The 25,657-nt window shown below is 59.0% G+C and carries 21 protein-coding genes and 1 tRNA gene; 15 read left to right on the forward strand and 7 right to left on the reverse strand.

What is annotated here, in order from left to right; all coding sequences use genetic code 11:
* The first annotated feature begins 259 nt into the window (after positions 1–259).
* The 10 genes from C5748_RS25365 to C5748_RS25410 all read left to right on the forward strand — a co-directional run bounded on the left by C5748_RS25365 (position 260) and on the right by C5748_RS25410 (position 11,797).
* On the forward strand, positions 260–481 hold the full coding sequence (locus tag C5748_RS25365; RefSeq protein ID WP_146119627.1) for a hypothetical protein: 222 nt from the start codon (positions 260–262) through the stop codon (positions 479–481).
* Between the two features lie 317 nt (positions 482–798).
* Positions 799–1,041: an NrsF family protein gene (locus C5748_RS25370; RefSeq protein WP_245581973.1), complete on the forward strand. Its 243-nt coding sequence runs from the start codon at positions 799–801 to the stop codon at positions 1,039–1,041.
* Positions 1,042–1,262: 221 nt separating this feature from the next.
* On the forward strand, positions 1,263–2,258 hold the full coding sequence (locus C5748_RS25375) for a substrate-binding domain-containing protein (RefSeq protein WP_105745562.1): 996 nt from the start codon (positions 1,263–1,265) through the stop codon (positions 2,256–2,258).
* Positions 2,259–2,343: 85 nt separating this feature from the next.
* Complete coding sequence (locus tag C5748_RS25380) at positions 2,344–3,366, forward strand: galactitol-1-phosphate 5-dehydrogenase (protein ID WP_105745564.1); 1,023 nt, start codon at positions 2,344–2,346, stop codon at positions 3,364–3,366.
* A gap of 27 nt (positions 3,367–3,393) precedes the next feature.
* Positions 3,394–4,914, forward strand: a complete 1,521-nt coding sequence (locus tag C5748_RS25385) for an FGGY-family carbohydrate kinase (RefSeq protein WP_105745566.1) — start codon at positions 3,394–3,396, stop codon at positions 4,912–4,914.
* Complete coding sequence (locus C5748_RS25390) at positions 4,911–5,906, forward strand: sugar-binding transcriptional regulator (protein WP_105745568.1); 996 nt, start codon at positions 4,911–4,913, stop codon at positions 5,904–5,906. The genes C5748_RS25385 and C5748_RS25390 overlap by 4 nt, the downstream gene beginning before the upstream one ends.
* On the forward strand, positions 5,896–7,386 hold the full coding sequence (locus C5748_RS25395) for a sugar ABC transporter ATP-binding protein (protein ID WP_105745570.1): 1,491 nt from the start codon (positions 5,896–5,898) through the stop codon (positions 7,384–7,386). The genes C5748_RS25390 and C5748_RS25395 overlap by 11 nt, the downstream gene beginning before the upstream one ends.
* The gene (locus C5748_RS25400; RefSeq protein WP_105745572.1) at positions 7,379–8,386 is read left to right on the forward strand and encodes an ABC transporter permease; all 1,008 of its coding nucleotides are present in this window, start codon (positions 7,379–7,381) and stop codon (positions 8,384–8,386) included. The genes C5748_RS25395 and C5748_RS25400 overlap by 8 nt, the downstream gene beginning before the upstream one ends.
* A complete protein-coding gene (gene deoC / locus C5748_RS25405) occupies positions 8,383–9,387 on the forward strand; it encodes a deoxyribose-phosphate aldolase (RefSeq protein WP_245581974.1) in 1,005 nt (334 codons plus the stop codon). The genes C5748_RS25400 and deoC overlap by 4 nt, the downstream gene beginning before the upstream one ends.
* Before the next feature lie 13 nt (positions 9,388–9,400).
* On the forward strand, positions 9,401–11,797 hold the full coding sequence (locus tag C5748_RS25410; protein WP_199194901.1) for an aldehyde dehydrogenase family protein: 2,397 nt from the start codon (positions 9,401–9,403) through the stop codon (positions 11,795–11,797).
* A gap of 292 nt (positions 11,798–12,089) precedes the next feature.
* On the opposite strand, the gene C5748_RS25415 is transcribed toward C5748_RS25410, so the two are convergent.
* The 7 genes from C5748_RS25415 to C5748_RS25445 all read right to left on the reverse strand — a co-directional run bounded on the left by C5748_RS25415 (position 12,090) and on the right by C5748_RS25445 (position 19,309).
* Complete coding sequence (locus tag C5748_RS25415; protein ID WP_105745574.1) at positions 12,090–12,878, reverse strand: ATP-binding cassette domain-containing protein; 789 nt, start codon at positions 12,876–12,878, stop codon at positions 12,090–12,092.
* A 403-nt stretch (positions 12,879–13,281) separates the two neighbouring features.
* Positions 13,282–14,064, reverse strand: a complete 783-nt coding sequence (gene radC / locus C5748_RS25420) for a RadC family protein (RefSeq protein ID WP_105745576.1) — start codon at positions 14,062–14,064, stop codon at positions 13,282–13,284.
* A gap of 51 nt (positions 14,065–14,115) precedes the next feature.
* Positions 14,116–14,943 (reverse strand): type I methionyl aminopeptidase, encoded by an 828-nt coding sequence (map, locus tag C5748_RS25425; protein ID WP_105745578.1) that lies wholly within the window; start codon positions 14,941–14,943, stop codon positions 14,116–14,118.
* Positions 14,944–14,948: 5 nt separating this feature from the next.
* On the reverse strand, positions 14,949–15,656 hold the full coding sequence (gene sfsA, locus C5748_RS25430) for a DNA/RNA nuclease SfsA (RefSeq protein WP_105745580.1): 708 nt from the start codon (positions 15,654–15,656) through the stop codon (positions 14,949–14,951).
* Positions 15,657–15,818: 162 nt separating this feature from the next.
* A tRNA-Glu gene (locus tag C5748_RS25435) sits at positions 15,819–15,894 on the reverse strand.
* 79 nt (positions 15,895–15,973) lie between these two features.
* A complete protein-coding gene (locus C5748_RS25440) occupies positions 15,974–17,152 on the reverse strand; it encodes a YcbK family protein (protein WP_105745582.1) in 1,179 nt (392 codons plus the stop codon).
* A gap of 324 nt (positions 17,153–17,476) precedes the next feature.
* Positions 17,477–19,309 carry a PHA/PHB synthase family protein gene (locus C5748_RS25445; RefSeq protein WP_105745584.1) on the reverse strand — a complete coding sequence of 611 codons (1,833 nt, stop codon included), beginning with the start codon at positions 19,307–19,309 and terminating at the stop codon, positions 17,477–17,479.
* Positions 19,310–19,432: 123 nt separating this feature from the next.
* Here C5748_RS25445 and C5748_RS25450 point away from each other — a divergent pair, with 123 nt between their 5' ends.
* The 5 genes from C5748_RS25450 to recJ all read left to right on the forward strand — a co-directional run bounded on the left by C5748_RS25450 (position 19,433) and on the right by recJ (position 25,467).
* A complete protein-coding gene (locus tag C5748_RS25450; protein ID WP_105745586.1) occupies positions 19,433–19,765 on the forward strand; it encodes a hypothetical protein in 333 nt (110 codons plus the stop codon).
* Positions 19,766–19,855: 90 nt separating this feature from the next.
* Positions 19,856–21,076 (forward strand): LL-diaminopimelate aminotransferase, encoded by a 1,221-nt coding sequence (locus C5748_RS25455; RefSeq protein WP_105745587.1) that lies wholly within the window; start codon positions 19,856–19,858, stop codon positions 21,074–21,076.
* A gap of 45 nt (positions 21,077–21,121) precedes the next feature.
* Complete coding sequence (locus tag C5748_RS25460) at positions 21,122–22,438, forward strand: homoserine dehydrogenase (RefSeq protein ID WP_105745589.1); 1,317 nt, start codon at positions 21,122–21,124, stop codon at positions 22,436–22,438.
* A gap of 176 nt (positions 22,439–22,614) precedes the next feature.
* Positions 22,615–23,601, forward strand: coding sequence for a class II fructose-bisphosphatase (glpX, locus tag C5748_RS25465; protein WP_105745590.1), 987 nt, complete (start codon positions 22,615–22,617; stop codon positions 23,599–23,601).
* 54 nt (positions 23,602–23,655) lie between these two features.
* Entirely contained in the window at positions 23,656–25,467 is a 1,812-nt protein-coding gene (gene recJ, locus C5748_RS25470; protein WP_105745592.1) for a single-stranded-DNA-specific exonuclease RecJ, read from the forward strand.
* The last annotated feature ends 190 nt before the right edge of the window (positions 25,468–25,657 follow it).

Consider the following 25,657-nt stretch of genomic DNA (forward strand, 5'->3'; position numbering starts at 1 on the left):
AAGCAGTTGGACCAGATGCAACTCAAGCTCTCGTCCTCCTGAAGTCCCATCTCTTGTCCCAAAATCCTTCATAACCGCCTATGGCGGTTCCCCGTCAAACCCCCAGCTCTGCTGGGGGTTATTGGCTTATGTATTAAATACTGTTAACTATAGCTATATAAATCTCCATCATAATTCTTAATATTTAATGTTTGATATTGATTAAAACAATATTTACAATTTTAATTACCTACGTTGAAACTTGTTAATGGGGGCAAATATGATGACGAAAGCAGCGAGGGAGTCTCGAATAGAATACATACGCGATATGCTAAGGGAGTTACATAAAATATCAGAGAGCGACAGGTTTGGAATTCTCCCCTACTTCATCTCTATGGCAATCATCGAAGCAGATCACACATACCGCTTCGAGCTAATCAAAAAAGACGTAAACGGCCCAACTGGTGTTGGATACAGGGCTGACTTTCATGCGCCGTACTGATCTGGTCCAGGTGTCGCCGAGAATGGCGACACCGATCACCTTTCTTGATGACCATCCTCCCGATGCTCGCTGCAATATGTCGCCCCTCTCGCGGGGGCGTGGATCGAAACCGTTTACATTCCGATCTGGTCGATACTGATTTTATTGGGGTTTTTCGAGTACCCGTTTACAGGTGTTTTGACCTAACGTGTTGAAAACAAACAATTACCATCGGCTTTGTAATCAGGGGGTCGGGAGTTCGAGTCTCTCCGGGGGCACCAATGATTTCAAAGACTTAGCAGAAATTTTTTGGAACACAAAGAGAACGTGCGGCTTTCGTGCGGCTTTTTAAGTCGCACAGGGCCTTCTGCCGCGTCATGGCCGGTCAAAACGCCCGGCACTGTCTGACGATCATTCCGCTGCTTTCGGTCTTCCCGATGATTTGCCTTCTGGTTGCCATGCGGCATGGCGCACCCGAAAACCCGGAGCTTGCCGGTGCTGCTGCGGCTCTGGTCTCGGCAGGCGATGGTAGCGGACCGAGGCTTTGCGGCTCCCGCCGACATAATGATTTGACGCCCTGATCACCGCGGCCCTTGTGCCGGCTGGGTCTTTTCTGCCGTCCGGCACACTCCTTCCGGACGGTTTCTTCAGTGTTTCCTCCATTGAAAATCTTGCTTCCGAGGGCAGGTCGAAGGGCCTGCCTCCTGTTGACACGCGCTCTGGCTTCTGGTTACCTGAATTAACAAATGAGCAATCTTTGCACTTTTGTTGTTCACCAAAGTGAGTTCTGGGGAGGAAAACCATGCTCAACCGTCGCCGTTTTCTGTCGAAATCCGCTATTGCCGTCTCTGCGCTTACGTTTGCGCTGGGTATGGGCATGCCTTTGTCGTCCGCTTATGCGGAGGGGTTGAAGATCGGCTTCAGCCAGGTGACCTTGCAGTCGCCCTTCTATGTCCAGTTGAAAACCGGCGCCGAAGCTGCCGCGAAAGCGGGCGGCGATACGCTTGTGTTTCTCGACGCCAATGGCGATGTCAGCAAGCAGAACAATGATATCCAGGATTTGATCACCCAGGGCGTCAATGCGCTGATCATCAATCCGGTCAATCCCGACGCTGTCGTTCCGTCGCTCGAAGCCGCCGTTGCTGCCGGTATTCCGGTGATCACCGTTGACCGCAGTGTCAATGGTGCGGGCGTAACGGCACATGTTGGCCGCGACAACAAGAAGATGGGCCAGCTCGTCGGTGAAGCCGTGGTCGCCCGCCTGAAGGCGGACGGCGTCGAAAAAGCCAAGATCATCGAAATTCAGGGCGATGCCGGTGGTGCTGTCATGATGGATCGCCGCGATGGCTTCCATGCGGCGCTCGAAGGCTCGGGCCACACCATCGTCGAGGGTCCATATGCGGAATATATCCGTGCCAATGCGGTGACCGCCATGCAGGATTTGCTTCAGGCAAATCCCGATGTGAAAGTGGTCTATGCCCACAATGACGACATGGCTCTCGGCGCGCTTCAGGTACTGAAGGAAAACAATCGCAACGACGTTCTGGTCGCCGGTGTCGACGGTCTGTCGGAAGCGCTGGGTATCATTGCCGATGGCGGCAACTATATCGGTTCCGCGCTCAACGATCCCAAATATCTTGGGGACGTGACGATTCAGGTGGCGCGCGAGGCCGCAGCGAAGAAGGAAGTACCAAAATTCGTCGATGCAGGTTCGACGCTGGTTACCTCCAAAAATGTTGCCGATTTCCCGCGCGAAGGACTTTTCGCCGAATACCGTCCGAAAATTCTCGGCCAATAAATCGTCTCTCTCAAGATCTGCGGGGCAGGGCACATCCTGCCCCGCATTTCAATCTATAAAGACCAAATCTTTCCAAGGATCAGTCATGCGCGCTGCAGTACTTTACGCCCCCGGTGATATTCGTCTTGAAGATGTTCCGGTTCCGCAATTGACACCCGGCCACGTGAAAATCCGGGTTGCGGCGGTGGGCGTTTGCGGTTCGGACATGCCGCGCATGTTGATCAAGGGTGCGCACAAGATGCCGCTGATCTGCGGCCATGAGTTTTCCGGCCACATCACCGAAATCGGCGAAGGCGTCGAGGGTTTCGACATTGGCGAGTTGGTCGCCATTCCGCCCATGCTGCCATGCTATGAATGCGACCAGTGCCAGCAAGGCCAGTTTTCGCGCTGCCGCAACTATGATTATTTCGGTTCGCGCCGCGATGGCGCCTATGCGGAATATGTCTGCGTTCCGGTTTCCAATCTGCTGAAAACGCCTGGGGGTATCGACCCGCGCGCGGTCGCGATGACCGATCCGGCTTCGATTGCGCTCCACGCAATCTGGAAGGCCGGCGGCATGACGATGGGCCAGCGCGGCGGCGTCATCGGCTGCGGCCCGATCGGCTTGTTCGCGATCCAGTGGATGCGGCTGATGGGTGCCAGCGAAGTCGTGGCAATCGATATTTCCGAAGAGAAACTGGCGATGGCACGGCGTGCCGGTGCCAAGCACACGTTCCTTGTCGGCTCGGATATTCCCGCGGATCTGCTTTGCGATACGATCGTCGAGGCTGCGGGACATCCTTCGTCCGTCAATCTGGCTGTGAAGATGGCGGCGCCGAGCGGCCATGTGGTCTTCATCGGCATACCGGTTGCCGAGGTGCCGCTGGACAACAAGACGTTCCAGCATTTCCTGCGCCAGGAAATCTCCCTGCATGGCTCGTGGAACTCCTTTGGAGCGCCTTATCCTGGACGCCAATGGACCGTAACGCTGGAGAAGCTGGGTTCGGGCGAACTCGAATGGGAGTTCATGATTACCCATGATCTGGATCTGGCTGAACTGCCGGGCATGTTTGAAAAATTCCGCACCGACAGGTCCATGTTCTTCTCGAAAGTGATGTTCCGTCCTTAGGATGCGTCGAATGGGAGGGAGCGAGGAGTGACACTAGTACTGAACTTCGATCTTGGCACGGGAGGTGTCAGGGCTGGGGTCTACGACGTGGAGCGCAGGACAATGCTCTCCCTGTCGGAGGCCAGTTATGCAACGACCTATCCACGCGCCGGTTGGGCCGAACAGCAGGCGGAAGAGTGGTGGAGTGCGGTACTGACTGCCGGGCGGGATGCCGTTTCACGCTGCGGTTCGAGTGAAATCGCCGCCGTCTGCGTGGCGACGACGGCATCTTCGGTGGTGATCTGCGACAAGGACAGCAAGCCGCTCTATCCCGCAATCCTGTGGATGGACTGCCGCGCCGCCGATGAGGCACGCGCTACCGAAAGCATCGATCATCCGGTCATGGATTATAGCGGCGGCGGTGACGCAGCCGAATGGCTCGTACCCAAGGCGATGTGGCTTGCCGCCAATGAACCCAGGATTTACACAGCGGCGGATATCATCTGCGAGGCGCTGGATTTCATCAATTTCCGGCTTTGCGGCGTCTGGGCGGGTTCGCGGATGAACGCCGCCTGCAAATGGAATTACGATTCGAAGAATGCCAGCTTTGTGCCGGAAATCTATGCAGCACTCGGTATCCCCGAATTGCAGCATAAATTGCCGCAGCGCATTGTTCCGGTCGGCGATGCGGTTGGAAATCTGCAGCCGGAAATTGCCAAGGCGCTGGGTATCAGCACGCAGGCAATCGTCGCTCAGGGCGGTATCGATGCGCATATCGGCGTTCTCGGTGCGGGAACAGTTGCAGCGGGCGGCATGCTGATTATCGGCGGCACCTCGGTCGTTTATCTGACGCATCTGAAGCAACAGGGCGATGTCAACGGCTTTTGGGGACCTTATCCCAATGCGCTGGTGGATGGCCTGTGGCTGGTGGAGGCGGGACAGGTCTCGGCAGGCTCGATCCTCAATTGGTTCAGCCAGAAGCTTTTCGGGCTCGACGAGCAAGGCCATGCCGACCTGATCAAACAGGCATCGAGCGCCTCGGCGCGCAATTCCGGCTTGCTGACGCTCGATTACTGGATGGGCAATCGAACACCCTACCGGGATGCGGATTTGCGCGGGGCTGTCCTCGGACTTTCACTTGGTCATGACCGCGCCGATGTTTACGCCTCGGCAGTGGATTCGATCGCGCTGGGCTCGGCCAATGTGGTTGCAGTGCTTGAAGAGCGCGGGGTCATGGTCGATCGCATTGTCGTTGCCGGGGGCATCTGCAAGAATTCGCTGTGGCTGCAGGCGACTGTCGATGCGCTGCAACGGCCAGTCCATGTGGCCCATGGCGACAATCTTTCGCTTATCGGCACCGCGGTCTGCTCGGCCCATGCGCTTGGCCTGTTCCCGGATCTGATCACCGCGTCGGAAGCCTGTGCTGCTCCGACAAAAGAGATGCAGCCCGATGCGGAGCGGGCAAAGCGCTACCGCGACACGATGGAACTTTATAGAAATGCAACGGAATCATTGACGCCGGTGCTTCACCAGTTGAGCGCGCGGCAAAGGGCAGGAGCCGAACGATGAACGATGCACGTCTGACCCCATCCGTACGGTTGCCTTCCGACGAGCAGCGCGAGCATTTGATGGTGCGGGTCGCCAAGCTCTATTACGATCTCGACAAGACGCAGAGCGAAATCGCCAAGGAACTCGGTCTCACCCGCTGGCAGGTGGGCCGGTTGATGACGGAAGCCAAGGAACTCGGCGTCGTGCGTATCGAAATAACGCCACGCGCCTACCGCAAAACGGAACTGGAAGTCCGGCTGCAGCAGGCATTCGGCCTGCGGGATGCGATCGTCGTGCCTTCGGGCGGCACGACGGATTCCGCGCTTCTCATGGAGAGCGTCGCACAGGCTGCCGCCAGATATCTGACGGGGCTCAACCCCAAGGTCGATCTCATCGGTGTGTCCTGGGGTCGGACGATGTCGGCCGTGGCGCGGTTCCTGCCGAACAACTGGAACCCCGGCGTTCATGTGGTGCTGGTCAATGGTGCTGCCAATCTGCGGTCGACCGTAACGCATACGAGCGCGGTGGCGGAGGAATTCGCCAAGGCCGGGAATGGCACCGCGACGCTGCTGCCGGTTCCCGCGATTGTCGGCAAGAAGAGCACGCGCGAGGTGCTCGAAGAGGATCCGATTATCGAGCGTGTGCTGATGCTGGCGAGGCAGGCCGATGTCGTATGCTTCGGCATGGGCGGCATCACGCACGAATCTGTTCTGTTAAGCTCGGGCTATCTCGACGAAGCCGACATAGACCGGCTGAAGGATGCCGGTGCCGTCGGTGATATCCTCGGGCGCTTCGTCGATCAGGACGGCAAGATCGTCGACACCGCCATCGATGACCGGACTGTCGGCATGCGGCTTGAACTCCTGAAAAACAAGCAGTGGTCTATCGGTGTGGTTGCCGGCGCGGAGAAATTCAAAATCGCCGCCTCGGCTCTGAAAGCCGGCTATGTCTCGGTGATCGTCACTGACGAAGCCACGGCGCGATATGCGTTGGAGATCGCCGATGTCGAATGATGTCCTGACCGTTCAAAACGTCTCCAAGACCTTTCTGCCGACTATAATCGCGCTGGAATCGGCGTCGCTGGGCGTCAAGGCCGGGGAGGTTCATTGCCTTCTGGGAGCCAATGGGGCCGGCAAATCGACCTTGCTGAAGATTATCGCGGGAGCGTTCCGACCGACCGAGGGCCGACTGGTTCTGGAGGGAAGGCCGGTCGAATTGCGTAACCCGGCAGAAGCCTCGCGGCTTGGCATCTCCATGATCTATCAGGAACTCGATCTGGTTCCGCAATTGACCGTCGAGCAGAACCTCTTTCTCGGCCATGCGCCCGGGAAATTCGGACTGATAAACCGCAAGGACCGGCGCAAGCGTGCCAGCGAAGCGCTGAAGCGGGTCGGTGCGAATTTCACGCCGGATGTGCGGGTTGAAACCCTGTCCGTCGCCAATCAGCAACTGACGGCGATTGCGCGCTCGCTGACCATGGATGCGAAGATCATCATCATGGACGAGCCTTCGGCGTCGCTCAACGAGACGGAGCTGAAAAGCGTATTCGAGGTTATCCGTGATCTCGTAAAACACGGCGTTGCCATCGTCTATGTCAGCCACCGGCTCGGTGAACTGCGCGAGATCGGTGACCGGGTCACCGTGTTGCGCGGGGGCAGGACGATCGGGACCTACGAGATTGCAGACACGAGCGATGAGGCGCTGGTCACAGCCATTATCGGCAAGGAGCGGTCGCTGGTCGAACGCAAGGAGCGCAAGCCCGTCACGGGCGAGGTGGCCCTGCACGTCAACCGGCTGCGCGGCGCGGAGGGACTGGATATCACCGGGCTGGAGGTGCGCTGGGGCGAGGTGGTCGGCCTGACGGGACTGAATGGCTCCGGGCGCACTTCATTCCTGAAGGCACTTTTCGGGGCGCATCATTTCGAAGGCGAAATCATGCTGGACGACGAGCGCTTCCATCCCCGTCATTCGGCAGACGCGATACGGCGCGGCCTCGGTCTTGTGCCGGAAAACCGCAAGACCGAGGGGCTTATCCTGCATGCGCCGATCTACAAGAATGCAACTTTACCCTCGATGCGGGAAAGCTGGCTGACACGGCATTCGTTCCAGAAACAGCGCACGATACCGGTCCTGAAAAGCCTCTCGACCAAATATGGAAAGCCGGAGCAGGCCGTGGTCCAACTTTCCGGTGGCAATCAGCAAAAGGTCGTCCTGGCAAAATGGATCATCAACGGGGCGCGCGTACTGCTGCTCGACGAGCCAAGCCGCGGTCTCGATATCGGTGCCAAGGCCGATCTCTATGATCTCGTCGACAAGCTGGCGGAAGACGGCGCGGCGGTGATTGTCGCCAGCAGCGAGCTTGAAGAACTCTATGCTGCCTGCGACGCGATCTGGGTTTTCCACGAGGGTCGCAACATCGGCAGATACGATCCTTTCGTCACCGATCGCGACACCATTCTGCGGGCTACAATTCTGGGTGAACATCATGTCTAAAGCAGCAGTCCCAACCATTCAAACGCCGCCACCGGCGATGGGGCGACGGCTCGTCGACCTCGGGATCGAATACAACTTCATCGTCATATTCCTTGCGGTCGTGGTTATCGCAACCACGCTGTCGGACAATTTTCTGACCTTTACAAACATCGCCAATCTGTTCCAGCAGGCAGCGGTGGTCGGAGTGGTTGCGGTCGGCATGACCTTCGTCATCCTGACCGGCAATATCGACCTGTCGGTGGGCAGCATCGTGGCGTTGTGCGGGATGCTGGTGGCTGTCCTCATGTCCAACGGTTTCGATCCTTTCGTTGCCGTAGCGATAACGGTGGTGGCCGGCACAGCCTGCGGCGCTGCGATGGGTGCCATAAGCGCGCTGGCGCAGGTGCCAAGCTTCATCGTGACGCTGGCCGGCCTCGTCTCGTTCCGCGGCGTCACCTATCTCATGACGGACGGGGTGCCTGTAAGCGGATTGCCGCAGGGTTTTGCTGCCATCGGCTCGACCATGGTGCCGATCCTTCCAGGATTCGCCATCTCGTCCATGGGGCTGATCTTCATCGGCCTGTGCGTTGTGGCCGGACTCGTACTGCGCCTGACGGTCTTCGGCGAATATGTATTTGCCACGGGCGGCAATCCCGAAGCGGCGCGGCTTTCGGGCCTGCCCACTCGCTTCATCGTTACGGCAGTGTTTGCCGTTTCCGGCTTCATGGCGGCGCTCGGTGGTATTCTTTTGACATCGCGCCTGCGCATCGGCCAGCCAACGGCGGCGCAAGGACTGGAACTCGACGCCATTGCTGCGGTGGTTCTCGGCGGCACCAGTCTTTTTGGCGGGCGTGGCGGTGTTCTCGGCACATTCTTTGCCGTGATGTTGCTTCAGGTCCTTCGGAACATATTCAACCTATTGGGATTGGGCTCCTTCTATCAGATGACTGTCACGGGGATCATCATCATCGCAGCCATTTTGCTCAACCGCTTCATAGATCACAGGAAGGGTCGTGGATGAACACGCAAAAATTATCGGCTGCCAAGGGCACGCACCTGCTGGTGCAGAACGCCCATGCCCGCAACACCGGTACGCAACTCAAACCCGAATGGTTCGAGGACATTGCCGTCAACCGTTCGGCGGCGGAACGCCGCGCCGCCACCTTGACCACACGCCGGACCGTGAAAAAGGAATATCAGGCAGCCTGGCTGGTCAAGGCGATCACTTGCATCGACCTGACGACGCTGGCCGGTGACGACACGGCCGGACGCGTGCAGCGACTCTGCGCCAAGGCAAGGCGTCCCATACGCGCCGATATTCTCGAAGCACTGGATCTCTGCGATGCCAACATCACGACCGGGGCCGTCTGCGTTTATCCGACAATGGTTCCGCACGCGGTCAAGGCCTTGCAGGGCACGAATATTCCCGTTGCTTCGGTCGCGACCGGCTTTCCCGCGGGGTTGACGCCGCTGCCGCAGCGCCTGGCGGAAATCAGATATGCGGTGGGCGAGGGCGCCAGGGAAATCGATATCGTCATCAATCGCGAACAAGTGCTGACGCAGAACTGGTCCGCACTCTATGACGAAATCGTCCAGATGCGGGAAGCAGCCGGCGCGGCGCATTTGAAAGCGATTCTGGCGACCGGCGACCTCAACACGTTGCGCAATGTCTATCGCGCTTCGATGGTGGCGATGCAGGCCGGCGCCGATTTCATCAAGACGTCGACCGGCAAGGAAGATGTGAATGCAACGCTTCCCGTGAGCCTGATCATGCTGCGGGCCCTGCGTGATTTTGGCGAATATTCCGGTCAGATCGTCGGGTTCAAGCCGGCCGGCGGCATGAAGACCGCCAAGGACGCCATGAACTGGATGATCCTGATGAAAGAAGAGCTTGGTCTGCCCTGGTTGCAGCCGGATCTTTTCCGTCTTGGTGCAAGTTCGATGCTCGGCGATATCGAACGGCAGCTCGAACATTATGTGACGGGCCGCTATGCCGCGTCTTCGCGCCACGCGCTCGCTTAAGGAAATAAGACTCATGGGACAGATCAAGGATATTCTTCGCACCATGGAATATGGCCCGGCACCGGAAAGCAATACGGACGTTCAAGCCTGGCTCGATGCCAACAAGGATGGTTTCGGTCACTTCATCAATGGCAAGTTCACCGGCACCGAGGGCCGCGATACGATTGCCGTGACCAATCCGGCCAATGGATTGGTGCTGGCGAACGTTGCCCATGGTACGCAAGCCGATGTCGATGCCGCCGTGAAAGCAGCGCGCGCTGCTTTCGGCACGTGGTCGGCATTGCCCGGTCACGAGCGCGCCAAATATCTCTATGCCATCGCCCGCCACATCCAGAAGCGCGAACGCTTCTTTTCCGTGCTCGAGACGATGGACAATGGCAAGCCGATCCGCGAGACGCGCGATATCGACATTCCGCTCGTTGCCCGCCATTTCTACCACCACGCCGGCTGGGCCGAGATGGTGGAGACCGAATTCGAAGGCTTCTCTCCCGTCGGAGTTTGCGGTCAGGTAATTCCGTGGAATTTCCCGCTGCTGATGCTGGCATGGAAGATCGCGCCCGCTCTGGCCGCTGGCAACACGGTTGTATTGAAGCCCGCCGAACTGACGCCGTTGACGGCCGTCGCCTTTGCCGAGATTTGCCATGAGGTCGGACTGCCCGCAGGCGTGGTCAATATCGTTCATGGTGATGGTGCGACCGGGGCTGCAATCTGCGGCCATGAGGATGTCGACAAGGTGGCCTTTACCGGTTCGACCGAGGTCGGCCGCATCATCCGCGAGCAAATCGCCGGATCGGAAAAGAAGCTGTCGCTGGAACTTGGCGGCAAATCGCCGTTCATCGTGTTCGAAGATGCGGATATCGATGGCGCGGTCGAAGGTGTCGTCGACGCGATCTGGTTCAACCAGGGCGAAGTCTGCTGTGCCGGATCGCGCATCCTCGTGCAGGAAGGCATTGCGGCGCGCTTCTACGACAAGCTGCGCAAGCGTATGGAAACGCTGCGCGTCGGCGATCCGCTGGACAAGACCATCGATATCGGCGCGCTGGTTTCCGCCGGGCAGTTGGAACGCGTGACCTCGCTGGTCGAACAGGGCAAGGCCGAGGGCGGCACGCTGTGGCAGGCTCCGGTGAAGTTGCCGACCAAGGGCAATTTCTTCGCACCAGGTTTCTTCACCGATGTCGATCCCGTATCGACCGTTTGCGAGGTCGAGATATTCGGTCCTGTGGCGACGGCAACGACTTTCCGCACGCCGGATGAAGCAATTGCCCTTGCCAACAACACCAAATACGGCCTTGCCGCATCGGTCTGGTCGGAAAACATCAATCTTGCACTCGATGCCGCTGCGCGGGTCAAGGCCGGTGTCGTCTGGATCAATTCGACCAATCTTCTCGATGCAGGTGCAGGCTTCGGCGGCTATCGCGAAAGCGGCTTTGGCCGTGAAGGCGGCCGCGAAGGCCTCTACGAATATCTGGCTGCCGACTGGGAAAAGCGCCTGCCATTGGCCAGGGACGAACAGCCGTTGAAACTTTCCGCAGCACCGCAACGCGATGCCAGGATCGCGCTCGGCGGATCGATCGACCGCACCGTGAAAAACTATATCGGCGGCAAGCAGGCGCGGCCCGATGGCGGATATTCCTATTCGGTCATGGGCAAGGACGGGCAGGTGATCGGTCAAGCCGGTATCGGCAATCGCAAGGATATTCGCAACGCCGTCGAAGCAGCGGCAAAGGCTGGTTCCTGGGGTGGCGCGACGGCGCATAATCGCGCGCAGGTGCTCTATTATCTCGGTGAGAACCTCGATGCCCGGCGGGCGGAATTCGAAGCTTTGCTTGTGGAAAGCACGGGCGCTTCCGCCAAAGCCGCGGCCGAGGAATTCGCTGTCGCTTTGCGGCGCATATTCTACTACGCCGCGCAGGCCGATAAGTATGATGGCGCTGTACACGCAACCAAGTCACGCCATGTGACGCTGGCGATGAACGAACCATTCGGTATTGTCGGCATCGTTTGTCCGGATGAGAACCCGCTGCTGTCGTTCATTTCACTGGTGCTTCCGGCAATTGCCATGGGGAACCGCGTCGTGGCGGCGCCTTCGACACGCCATCCCTTGCTTGCTGCCAATCTCTATCAGGTGCTGGATACGTCCGATGTGCCTGGCGGCGTGGTCAATATCGTCACCGGCGAGCGCGATGTGCTCGCCAAGACATTGGCCGAACACGATGAGGTCGACGCGATCTGGTACATCGGATCGAAGGAAGGCAGTGCCATGGTCGAGAAGGCATCATGCGGCAATCTCAAGCCGACATGGGTCAGCAATGGCCGCCAGCTCGACTGGCTAGGCAGTCAGGGGCAGGGCAGGGATTATCTGCGCCGTGCTGTGCAGGTGAAAAACATCTGGGTTCCGTATGGTGAATGATGCACCCATAAATTGCAGAACCATTATGCGTGGTTCGACAAGCCCACCATGAGTGGGGCGAGCCGTGTAGCGGGCAAACGGTTGCCGGCCAGCATGCTCTTGCATCCGATGAGATCCGGCTGACGTTTGACGCCAAAGACCTTCAACTGTTCGATGAAGAGGGGTTGCGGCCTTCCGGAGTCTGGCCAGCCGGTCATCGTCGAACTGGACAACCGCAGGGTTATCTATCTGCCGGAGTGACCCCACAATGGTCGCTTGGGATAGCCCGGGACAGCACCCGGCCGCCGTAACTCTATCTGACGAAGCTGACGGGAACTCCAGAAACCGGGTGCGGGATCACATCCATGGCGACACCGTATATACGTTGGAGCTCTTCGGGAGCCATGATCTCCTGAGGCGTTCCCCGCGCAATCAGCTTGCCGGAATGAAGCGCCAGCAATTCGTCGCAGAAGCGCGCGGCCATATTGACGTCATGCAGCACCACCAGGACGCCGATGCCCTTGGTCTGGCTCAGGCGATGCACGAGGGAAAGCACTTCCATCTGATGGGCGACGTCGAGGGCCGAGATCGGCTCGTCCAGGAGCAGGCATTCGGCATCCTGCGCCACCAGCATCGCAAGCCAGACGCGCTGACGTTCGCCACCCGACAGGGTATCGACCAGCCGGTCGGCGAAGGGTGCGATATCGGTAAGCTCGATCGCCTCATCGACCTTTTCGCGGTCGATCGTGGTGAAGCGTCCAAGCGCCCCGTGCCAGGGATAGCGCCCGAGCGCCACCAATTCCTTGACCAGCATGCCGGAAGCGGGTGGCGTCTGCTGCGGCAGGTAAGCGACCTTGCGGGCAAACTGCCGGTCGCCCCATTTGTCGAGCGGCATGCCTTCGAAGCGCATTTCGCCGGCTGTCGGCCGTTGCTGGCGGGCAAGAATCTTGATCAGGGTGGATTTTCCCGAGCCGTTGTGGCCGATCAACCCGATAACGCGACGCGCCGGCAAGGTCAGCGTCAGCGGATGCAGAAGCTGTCGCCCCGCAATGGCGAAGGAAACCGCATCGAGTTCATAAAGCGTGTCCTGGGCGATCCCCATGGACTGTTTCGCAAGTTCTGTGGTCGATCGCGGATTGAGAAAAGTCATGCGAGGCTCTGCTGTCGTTATGGGATATCGGATAAGGCGGCCGCCATCGTTAACACGATCATAAAGTTCATGTTAAGATAGATGGAGGAAGATTCTTCCTGAGCGTAGGCAAAATGAGGAAAGCTTGTGATGGTAATCCGGCTTGCTGTCGTATGCCTGATATTTGCAGCTTTTGCGGCTGGGTTTGGCGCATTGGTCAGCAATGACCCGGAATTCACCAAATTCGTCTCCGCGACCGCGAACAATCGCTGCGCGTTCAATTTGCCGTGCAAACCGCCGAAGCTTTGAAGCTTACGGCTGGTTTTATGCGCAATTGCGCAAGGGTTGCAGCGATCCCCAATCAAATCGGAACTATTTAAATGAGGCCCAGACCTTTGAAGCTGGTGTGCCCGCTCTTTCCGATGATGATGTGATCGTGAACGGTGATGCCAAGCGCCTTGGCAACATCGATGATCGTCGCAGTCATGCTGATGTCGGCGCGCGAAGGGGTGGGATCGCCCGAGGGGTGGTTGTGGACCAGAATGATGGCCGAGGCCGAAAGTTCCAATGCACGGCGGACAATTTCACGGGGATAGACGGGCGTATGATCGACCGTACCGACCTGCTGCACCTCGTCGGCGATCACGCCGTTCTTCTTGTCGAGGAACAGAATGCGGAATTGCTCGCGTTCCTCATAAGCCATGGCTGCGGTGCAATATTCGATGACCTTGCTCCAGGAGCCAAGCACCTCGCGGCCCTTGATCGTGCTCCGACCCATGCGCTGCGCGGCGGCGGCGATGAATTTCAGATCGGCCGCGATCGAGCGGCCACAGCCCGGCACTTCCATCAACAGCCGCTCCTGCGCGCCTAACACCTCGGCAAACGAGCCGAACCGCGCGAGCAGCGCCTTGGCAAGCGGCTTGGTATCGGCACGGGGAATGGTGCGAAAAAGCAGAAGCTCGAGCAGTTCGTAATCGGCAAGCGCATCGCCGCCATTTTCGCGGAAGCGCTGCCGCAAACGCTCGCGGTGGCCCTCATAATGGGCGCGGGACGGCTTGATCGCAGCAATAGGAGAGGAAGATTCGATTGTGGTTTCTTCAAACTTGCTTGGCGTGTTTTGCTCCAGAAAGCCTTGCTCGCGATCTTTCTCGTCCGCCATTCCTTGCCGCCCCCGAATATGAATAGCTGGATTTGTCTTGGACTGCCCTTGTCAGGATGCCTGCTTCGGGCCGAATATGCCAGCCGGCGAGAGCGTGAAAATTTCGCACCCGTCCTTCGTCACGCCAATCGTATGCTCATATTGAGCGGAAAGCGAACGGTCGCGCGTAACCGCCGTCCAGCCATCCGCCAAAACTTTGACATGCGGCTTGCCGAGATTGATCATCGGCTCGATGGTGAAGATCATGCCTTCGCGCATTTCCACGCCCTCGTTCGGCGATCCATAGTGAAGAATGTTCGGCGCATCGTGGAAGAGCCGGCCGACGCCATGCCCGCAGAAATCGCGGACAACCGAACAGCGCTCCGATTCGGCATAGGTCTGGATGGCCGCGCCGATCGCGCCGGTGCGCGCGCCGGGCCTGACGGCGGCGATGCCGCGCAGGAGGGATTCATGCGTCACTTCGAGAAGGCGTTCTGCTGCGCGTTTGACTTCGCCGACCGCATACATGCGGCTCGAATCTCCATGCCAACCATCGAGAAGATAGGTCACATCGATATTGACGATATCGCCTTCGCGTAGCGGCTTTTCATTGGGGATGCCGTGGCAGACCACGTGATTGATCGAGGTGCAGACGGATTTCGTATAGCCGCGATAGTTGAGCGTCGCGGGGATCGCGCCATGATCGGCGCCAAATTCGAAAACGAAGCGGTCGATCTCCTCGGTGGCCACACCGGGTTTGACGATCGACGCAAGCTCGTCGAGGCAGCGCGCCGTCAGATTGCACGCCTTGCGCATGCCCTCGAACGCCTCGGCATCGTAAAGGCGTATCTGGCCGGTGAATTTCATTGGTGCGCTTGCCGCGTCGAGATAGGTAACCATCAGCTTTATATCCGTTCGTCGATCGGCACCGCACTTTCCGCGACAATGCCTTGGGGCGTTATGTGGCATCGAATTGCATAGGCCTCAACCCCGCGCAGCCGTGCTCGATCGAATGCACTGACATAGGTAGGATCGAGATCCTGGCAAAGACGAAAGCTGCCACAATCATTACGCTGTATGACGAACAGCATAACACCTCGATGTCCAGCTTCCACCATGTCGCCGAGTTCGTCCAGATGTTTTGCGCCACGGGCCGTCACCGTATCGGGAAATTCGGCGAGACCAGGCTGGCGCATGAAATGCACGTTCTTCACCTCGACATAGGCGGTGGGACGCGCGGGATCGGACAGCAGGATGTCGATACGGGAGTTGCGTCCGTATTTCTGCTCGCGCTTGAGGCCGGAATAGCCGGCAAGCGAGGGCAACATGCCTGCCAGGATCGCTTCTTCGGCTATACGGTTGGGCAGGCCGGTGTTGACTCCGACGAGTGTTCCGTCCGCCTCGACGATCTGCAGCGTGTGGGCATATTTACGCTTCTGGCCGTCGGAAACGCTGAGCCAGACACGGGAACCGGGCGCACTGAGGCCGAGCATCGAACCGGTATTCGGCACAGACGCCGTTATGAAACGTCCGTCATCCAACGTGACATCTGCGAGAAAGCGCTTGTAGCGGCGTTCGAGCCGTCCGGAAAGCATCGGGAGGATAAATTGCATCAGATGCAATTAGTTGAGCGCGGCGTCTTTCGCAACTGATTGCTGATTTAGGGCCGGTCGACATAATGATGCTCGCGAAAAACTTGCGATCAGCAATCCCAATGTCCGTTTTCGATTTTTGATAATGGGTATGAACCTGCGGGCCTAAGCGCTTGAAATTGTTGGTACGCCCAAGGGGAATCGAACCCCTGTTTCCGCCGTGAAAGGGCGGCGTCCTAGACCGCTAGACGATGGGCGCCCGCAGGTGAGTGGCTTATAGTGAGGAAGTTTTTTCCCCGCAACCGTTAAAATGACTTTTTCGAAAAAAATCCAAGGGATTATTTTCGGCGCACGCAACGCCAGTTCCAGTCGCGCTCCGGGCCGATATCCAGATGGACGGATTTCGTGTGGCAATAGGTGCCGACGCCACCACGCCCCGGCATGCTGCGGACATAACGGGCGATTTCCCGTTTGGAGACGCCGTCGATCTGGATATCGGCGGCGGCGCACATCATGTGCAATGACCTTCTCGCCCCGTTCACGGCGCGATTGCGCGAAGGGCTGCGATAGCCTGATGTGACCATGACGGAGCGCCCGAAGTGGCGCTCGACAGTCTTGAGGAGGGCCACAAGCTGCGGTTTGAGGCAGGCGACGTCGACTGTCTCACGCTGAACTTTCAGACCGTTCGGGGCCAAACGGGCGAGACCGCCGGCCGACGCGAGCTGGACGGGAAACGAATCATCTTCCTCATGCGCATCGATGTCGCTGTCATCATCGAGCTTGGCACGGCGCTTGATTTCGAAACCGGCATTTTCACGCACGCCGGGCAGGGCATCATTATATTGGCGCGAGATGGCGCCGCTCGTTTTCGGTATCGCAGATGCCACGACAGCTTTCTTCTCCACCGACTTGTCCAATACCTTTATCGATTCGTTCTTCTTCGAACGGTTGTCAGAGAAAAGGCGCATGATCGTGCCGCCCGATTGTGACGAACGGTTGGCTGGCGGCTTCGGTGCTGCAAATGCAACCTGGCGCGGCGAGGTCGAAAAAGAGGCGGTCTGGACGCCATTTGCCGGTGCCTGCTTCTCGGCCTGAGCCTGGGATTCCGTCACCTCTGTGGGTTCGCTCCGTCCGGCGTCATGTGCGGCCGTTTGTGACGTATCAGCCGTGTTCGCCGTTGTCTGTGAGGGGGATGTCGCCTCTGCTGCGGTGGTTTCACCTGGAGCCATTGCCGTTTTTGCTTTTTCAGCGGCCTCCTTGGCGAGGCTTTGTTCGGCTGGTGTGGCGGTTTTGGTTTCCGCCAGGGCAAGAACGGCGTCGCCCGCGTCCGTCGCTTTGGCGGAGGACGTTTCTTCGGAAGGTGTGGATGACGATTCTGCGGCGCTGGCCAGGGTGTCGGTGAGAAGAGACGAGTCCTCGCCCTGCGCATCCGTCTGCAATTGCGGCGTTACTCCGGAACCTGTGCCAGAACCTGTGGACGTGCAGGAGGCGATCGTCATTGAAAGCAGGGCGACCATGCATACAAAAGACCGGCTTGTCCCGGTCCGCGTATGATTTGTCAGTCCGCTCAATGCATCCCCCGGGGCTTTTATTCCGGACTGCAGAACGGGTCCGGACGGGTTGTCTTTTGTGGGCAAAACCCTTGCGAAAGTCTGGTTCGACGTTTCCCGGAAGCCGGAATATTCCACTTCGGGACAGCACTTGCGGAGGCTTTTCAGGATGCAAGCGCCAAGACTGATATTACTTTTCCTAATGAATCGCAATCACTTCGGGTAAGGTCGGAATATGGCGAAAAGATACCTTGCCACAAAAACGACATAAGCAGCCGATCACGAATAGTTTCAGATACGTATTCTTACGTAATATCCCGGCGCGTCGCCAAGCACCTCCGAATCATTGTCTTCGAGGTAACGGGGCGATGCTTTTTTGGCGCCTTGCGCTTCTATCCATTCCTGCCAGTGCGGCCACCATGACCCGGGATGTTCTTCCGCATTGTCGAGCCAGGCGCTGAAATTTCCTTCCGCTGGCCCACCGGTCCAATATTGGTATTTCTGTTTTTCGGGCGGATTGATAATGCCGGCGATGTGACCGGAGCCCGAAAGCACATAGGTGACGTCGCCGCCGAAACATCGGCTCCCGACGAAAACCGAAAGCGCCGGTGCGATGTGGTCTTCCTTGGCGGCCAGACTGTAGACCGGAATCCTGATGTCGGCGAGCGAGATCCTGTGCCGCGCCAGCACCATCTTTCCACGGGAAAGCCTGTTTTCGAGATAGCAATTGCGCAGATAAAAGGAATGATTGGCGGCGCTCACGCGTGTGGCGTCGGCATTCCAATAAAGAAGATCGAAGGGGACGGGGCCTTTCCCCTTCATATAGTTGTTGATCACATAAGGCCAGATGAGATCGCCTGAGCGCAACATATTGAAAGCGCCCATCATTTTCGTGCCCTCGAGATAGCCCTCCCTGAGCATGGCCTCTTCGAGCGCGCTGACCTGCTCTTCGTCGACGAAGACTTTCAGATCTCCGGCATGTTCGAAATCGACCTGGGTGGTGAAGAATGTCGCTGACTTGACGCGGTCGTCGCCTTCCCTGGCCATCAAGGCGAGGGCGGCCGAAAGCAGGGTGCCGCCAACGCAATAGCCGGCGACATTGACCTTTCGCTCGCCGGTTCGCCGCTCAATCGTGTCGAGCGCGAACTGTATGCCTTCGCGGATGTAGGCTTCCCAATCCTTGTGCGCATGGCGTATGTCGGGATTGATCCAGGAGATCACGAATACAGTGTGCCCCTGATCGACCAGCCAGCGTATGAAGGATTTCTCCGGGCTAAGATCGAGGATGTAGAATTTGTTGATCCATGGCGGACAGATGAGAAGCGGCCGTTTGAAAACCTTCTTCGTTCTGGGCGCATATTGAATGATCTCAGCCAGGTCATTGCGGGCCACGACCTTGCCCGGCGTCGTCGCCAAATTCTCGCCCAGCCGGAAATATGTGTGATCGGCCTGACGCAGCCGCAGATCTCCTTTGCCCGCGATGATGTCCTCCGTCAGCATCTGCATTCCATTGACGAGGTTCATGCCGTTCGAAGCGACGGTCTCCTTGAAGAGTTCCGGGTTGGTCAGGATGAAGTTGGTGGGAGAGGCCGCGTTGACGAGCTGGCGCACATAAAAGACGGCCTTGTGGCGGGTATGCTCGTCGAGCCCGTCGGCCTTTTCTACGAGATCGAGCCCCCATTTCGCGGTGACCAGATAAACCTGCTTGAGGAAATGAAAAAAGGGGTTCTTCGTCCAGTCCTCGTCCTGGAAACGCTTATCCTTTGGATCGGGCACGGCGATGTCTTCGGTGGGCTCGCCCGCCATGCTGCGTATGGAATTCGTCCAGATCGCAAGATAGCTGGAAAAAAGAAGGGATTGTGCCTCAAGCGCACGCGACGGATCGGAAAGCCAATATTCCGTAAGTTTGGAAAGCGTTTTGACCATATCGGCCAGAGGTTCGGCGGTAACGTCGCTTTTCAGCCCCTGCTCGCGGGGCTCGATCCAGGCAGCAGCAGCCTTTCCCGCCTGCTCGATCATGCGGGCGAGGTTCAATGCGAAACTGTTGGCATCCTTGATAAGGTAATCATCAAGGGAAGGCTCGCCAGTCGGATTCTTGCCGCTGCGATCCCTGGTATCAGACATGATATACTATTCCTCCGACACCACTTATTGACATAGTAGCATGAGTTGATGCTATCGGTTCAACACTCAAAATGGTTTGGGACCGCCGTTTCCTGCAGAGGTTTAGATTTTATGTCACAGCATATGAGGCTGCCCCTTCGTTTCATATTGATGCCGTTCGTGTTGGCCGGCCTTTCCGCCTGCGGGAGCAGTGCCGATTTTCAAGGCGTGCCGCAGGAAGGCGCCTCGCGGACCGGCGCCTTTCCGACATTCGCCCGCACACCGAAGGGCGAAACCAAGCAGTTGACGGCGCAGGATACCACACGCGTCACGTCCGAACTCGATGCCGCCGCGGCCCGCCAACAGGCCATTCCCACGCTGCCGCCGACGACGCAGGCGCAACTGCTGAAGCAGCGTCGGCAGGCAGAGAAAGAGGCCGCCGACACGCTGAAAGAGATCGAGACAGAGAGCAACTGAAACGATCTACCTTACCTCGACCCATCTCGACCCCGGGCACGAACAGGTGTATAGCCAATCGCATTTTCAACCCGCACCGGAACTGGGACAATGTCTGAAGAGTTTCATAAAGTTCGCCGCCTGCCGCCTTACGTCTTCGAACAGGTCAATCGCCTGAAGGCCAGCGCGCGCGCCGCGGGTGCGGATATCATCGATCTCGGCATGGGCAACCCTGATCTGCCGACACCGAAGGGCATTGTCGACAAGCTATGCGAGGCGGTGCAGGATCCACGGACGCACCGCTATTCCGCCTCCAAAGGCATTCCCGGTCTGCGCCGTGCCCAGGCGCAGTATTATGCGCGCCGCTTCGGCGTCAAACTCAATCCCGAAACGCAGGTCGTCGCCACGCTCGGCTCCAAGGAGGGCTTCGCCAACATGGCGCAGGCGATCACCGCGCCGGGCGATGTCGTGCTTTGCCCCGATCCGACCTACCCGATCCATGCTTTCGGCTTCATCATGTCCGGCGGCGTCATCCGCTCGATCCAGGCCAGACCGGATGACAGCTTCATTCCGGCGTTGGAGCGCGCCGTGCGCCATTCGATCCCCAAGCCGCTGGCGCTGATTCTCAATTATCCGTCCAATCCGACCGCGCATGTCGCGACGCTCGATTTCTACCGGGATATCGTGGCTTTCGCGCGCAAGCACGAGATCATCGTCCTTTCCGATCTCGCCTATTCGGAAATCTATTTCGACGAAACGCCACCGCCATCGGTGCTTCAGGTGCCCGGCGCCATGGACGTCGCCGTCGAATTCACCTCGATGTCGAAAACCTTCTCAATGCCGGGCTGGCGCATCGGCTTCGCCGTCGGCAATGAGCGGCTGATCGCGGCGCTGACGCGGGTGAAATCCTATCTCGATTACGGTGCTTTCACGCCGATCCAGGTGGCGGCGACCGCAGCCCTCAACGGCGACGGCTCGGATATCACCGAAGTGCGTTCGATCTACAAACGCCGCCGCGACGTGCTGGTGGACAGTTTTGCGCGGGCAGGGTGGGATATTCCGTCTCCGGCCGCAACGATGTTCGCATGGGCGCCGATACCGGAACGTTTCCGGATGCTCGGCTCGCTGGAGTTCTCCAAGCTTCTGATCGAGATGGCGGATGTCGCCGTCGCACCGGGCATCGGCTTTGGCGAGCATGGCGACGATTACGTTCGTATCGCGCTCGTCGAGAACGAACATCGCATCCGCCAGGCCGCGCGCAGCATCAAGCGCTTCCTTGCAACCAAGGAAGAAAACCTGCACAACGTCATTCCGCTCAATGTGCATCGCTGATCCAGCGGTTCAAGCTGATATTCGGATAATCTCAGAGGCAAGATCATGACTGAAGCATTACGGATCGGCGTTGCCGGGCTCGGCACCGTGGGCGGTTCGGTTCTGCGCATTTTGCGCGACATGGCCGAAATGCTGAACCGTCAATGCGGCAAGGAACTGGTCGTCACCGCCGTTTCGGCCCGCGACCGCTCCCGCGACCGTGGGGTGGATATTTCCGCCATGCAGTGGTTCGACGATCCCATCGCGCTCGCCAAATCGGCCGATATCGATGTCTTCGTCGAGTTGATCGGCGGCGATGACGGGCCTGCGAAGGCGGCAGTCGAGGCAGCGCTGAAGGCCGGACATCACGTCGTGACGGCCAACAAGGCGCTGCTTGCCAAACATGGTGTAACGCTCGCCAAGATCGCCGAGGACAAGGGCGTGCTTCTCAATTTCGAAGCAGCGGTCGCCGGCGGCATTCCCGTCATCAAGGCGATGCGCGAATCCTTGACCGGCAACACGGTCTCGCGCGTCTATGGCATCATGAACGGCACCTGTAATTATATCCTGACGCGGATGTGGGATGAGGGGATATCGTTCGAGGACTGCCTGAAGGATGCACAGCGCCTGGGCTATGCCGAGGCCGATCCGACATTCGATATCGAGGGCAATGACACGGCGCACAAGCTGGCGTTGCTGACGAGCCTGGCCTTCGGCACGCAGATCGCCGCCGATGATATCTATCTCGAAGGCATCAGCAATATCTCGCTCGCCGATATCCATGCCGCCGACGAACTCGGCTATCGGATCAAGCTGCTCGGCGTCGCGCAAAAGACCGATACCGGCATCGAACAGCGCGTCCATCCGACCATGGTGCCGACATCCTCTGTCATCGCGCAGGTGCATGGCGTGACCAATGCCGTAGCGATCGAAACCGATCTCCTGGGCGAATTGCTGCTTTCAGGCCCCGGCGCCGGCGGCAATGCCACGGCCTCCGCCGTGCTCGGCGACATAGCCGACATTGCCAAGAGCCGCCCGGGCTTCCAGCATGGGCCTGTGTTCAGCACGCCGGCCAAGGCGCTGAAACCCTATAAACGGGCGAGGATGCGCTCGCATGCGGGTGGTTATTTCATCCGGCTGACCGTAGAGGACCGTACCGGTGTCTTCGCGGCGATAGCCAAGCGCATGGCCGACAACGATATTTCGCTCGAATCCATCGTGCAGCGTCCGCCCATGGATCCGGCCGGCGACGTCAGCAAGACCGTAATTCTGGTGACGCACGAGACCACGGAAGCGGCGGTGAAAAAGGCCATCGACGCCATCCTGCGGGATGGCCATCTGGTCGACAAGCCGCAGATGATCCGTATCGAGCGTGCGGGCTGATCTAGGCTCATCTCACTCTAACCCCTTTTAATCGATTAACATTTTGGTGGTGCCGGAATTCTGCTTGTCCAGCCCTTGCGGCACGTTTGCGACTTTGACAAAAGGTTTGCATAGCACTGTTATGGTCCGTTTTTCAGTGCAGGTGCAGCAACGAATCTCGAGTAGGACATCCCCATATGGCAAAAACCGCAGAGCAGACTTCGCATGGTCTCGATCGTATCCTGACGCTTGAACTCGTCCGCGTGACGGAGCGCGCGGCGGTTGCCGCGGCGCGGTTGCGCGGCAGGGGAGACGAGAAGGCTGCGGATCAGGTCGCGGTCGATGCCATGCGTCAGGAACTGAACCGTTTGCCGATCAACGGAACCGTGGTGATCGGCGAGGGCGAGCGCGACGAGGCGCCGATGCTCTATATCGGCGAGGAAGTCGGCACCCGGCAGGGACCCGCAGTGGATATCGCGCTCGATCCGCTCGAGGGAACGACGATCTGCGCCAAGAACCTGCCCAATTCGATTGCGGTCATTGCCATCGCCGAAAAGGGAAATCTGCTCTACGCGCCTGACGTCTATATGGAAAAGATCGCCGTCGGCCCCGGCTATCCCTCAGGCGTGGTCGATCTCGATGCCTCTCCGACCGATAATATCCATACCATCGCCAAGGCCAAGGGCGTTGCCGTTCATGAAATCACCGCCTGCATCATGGACCGTCCGCGCCATGCGCGCCTGATCGAGGAAGTCCGCGCCACGGGTGCGGCGATCCGCCTGATCGGCGATGGCGATGTGGCTGGCATCATTCATACGACCGATCCCGATGAAACCGGCATCGACATCTATCTGGGCATCGGCGGCGCGCCGGAAGGCGTGCTTGCGGCAGCGGCACTTCGTTGCATCGGTGGCCAGATGCAGGGCCGTCTCCAGCTCAACACCGACGAAAAGGTGGCGCGTGCCGCGAAGATGGGCATCGCCGATCCGAACAAGGTTTATACGATGGAGGAAATGGCCAAGGGCGACGTGCTGTTTGCCGCGACCGGCGTGACCGACGGCAATATGCTGTCCGGCGTGAAATTCGCCCGCGATTATATCCAGACCCACACCATCGTCATGCGCGCGCATTCGCAGACGGTGCGCGAGATCAAGGCGCGCCACCAGGACATGACGAAATTCTAGTATAGGCCGGGCGAGGCCATTGCGCAGACGCCGTTTCCCGTGTTTGAACGGAACATGACAAGTTCCGCTACGACCATCTCCGAACGTCTGTTTCTCGGCGTCAACCAATCGGCCACCGGGTTCAAATGGATCGATCGCCTCGGTCTGCGCGAGGCCAATATAGCGTTGGCAATCGCGCAGAACCATGGAATGCCTGACCTCGTGGCGCGGGTTCTGGCGGGGCGTGGCGTTTCTCTGGATAACGCGCCGCTGTTCGTCGAGCCGACGATCAAATCGCTGATGCCCGATCCGGCATCGTTGACCGATATGGAACGGGCGGCGGGGCGCATCGCCGATGCCATCGCCAATCGCAAAAAGGTGGCGATCTTCGGTGATTACGATGTCGACGGCGCCTGTTCGTCGGCGCTTCTGTCGCGCTTTCTCACCCATTACGGTGTCGCCAACGCCATTTATATTCCCGACCGCATCTTCGAAGGCTACGGGCCGAACCCGCAGGCGATGCGCGAGCTTGCGGCACAAGGCGCGTCCCTGATCGTCACCGTCGATTGCGGGACCAATAGCGCGGCGGCCATCGAAGCGGCGCGGGAGGCGGGCAGCGACGTCGTCGTCCTCGACCACCATCAGGTCGGCGAAGCCTTGCCGCAGGCGGCCTTTGCCGTCGTCAATCCGAACCGTGAGGATGATATTTCGGGACAGGGGCATCTCTGTGCAGCCGGCGTTGTCTTCCTGACGCTGGTGCAGGTGCTGCGGACTTTACGCGAACGGCGGATCGCGAGCGACATCAGCGCCCCCGATCTCCTCAGCATGCTCGATCTGGTGGCGCTTGCGACGATCTGCGATGTGGTGCCGCTTAGGGGCGTCAATCGAGCGTTCGTCGTCAAGGGCCTCCTGGTCGCGCGTGCGCAGCAGAACGCCGGGCTTGCGGCGCTGGCGCGTGTATCGCGGATCGGCGAACCGTTGAACAGTTTTCATCTGGGGTTTATCATCGGTCCGCGCATCAATGCCGGCGGGCGCATCGGCGATGCCGGGCTCGGCGCACGCCTGCTGACGCTCGACGATCCGGTCGCGGCTGAAGGCATCGCGCAGGAGCTCGACAGGCTCAACCAGGAACGCCAGGCGATGGAAGTGCAAATGCTGGCCGAAGCCGAGACGGAAGCCGCCGTCGAGATCGGCGGCGGGCAGGGGCCGGCGATCATCGTCACCGCCAGCGAGACCTGGCATCCGGGCATTGTCGGTCTCTTGGCCGCGCGCTTGAAGGAGCGGGCGCGGCGTCCGGCTTTCGCTATCGCCTTCAACCAGAATGGCATCGGCACCGGTTCGGGCCGCTCGATAACCGGCTTCGATCTGGGGCGGATCGTGCGGGGCGCCGTGGAAAAGGGTCTGCTCGTGAAGGGTGGCGGTCATGCCATGGCGGCTGGCATCACCGTGGAGCGCGACAAGCTTGGCGCCTTGCGTGCCTATTTCGAGGAGGTCGCCAGCATAGCCGTTGCCAAGCTGCGCGATAATCAGAGTCTCGCCGTCGATGGCGCGCTCTCTGCCTCCGGCGCGACGCTCGCCTTGCATGATGCGCTGGAAAAGGCCGGCCCCTACGGCTCAGGTCACCCGCAGCCGGTGCTGGTGCTGCCGCATCACCGCCTTATCGGCGCAAGCGTCGTCGGCAAGGATCACATTCGCGCGTCGCTCGCCGGGGCAGATGGAAAGCGCGTCAACGCCATAGCGTTTCGTGCCGGGGGAAGCGCGCTTGGCGATTTCCTTTTGAAACAGCAGGGCCAATCGACCCACATCGCAGGCAATCTTTCGATCAATCATTGGAATGGATCATCGACGACGCAGATACGGATTATCGATGCGGCGCTTGCGGTTTGAACTGCCTAACGCAGTGATTGGCTTCTTACCCCCCTCTGCCCTGCCGGGCATCTCCCCCACAAGGGTGGAGATTAGGCTAGGATTTCCGCTTTCGCCAATCGCCAACGTGGCAAGTGATGTGCCGCCCTCAATGACAGCTAATCTCCCTCCTTGTGGGGGAGATGCCCGGCAGGGCAGAGGGGGGAATAGC

The organism is Phyllobacterium phragmitis (assembly GCF_002980495.1).
GTDB lineage: Bacteria > Pseudomonadota > Alphaproteobacteria > Rhizobiales > Rhizobiaceae > Paramesorhizobium > Paramesorhizobium phragmitis.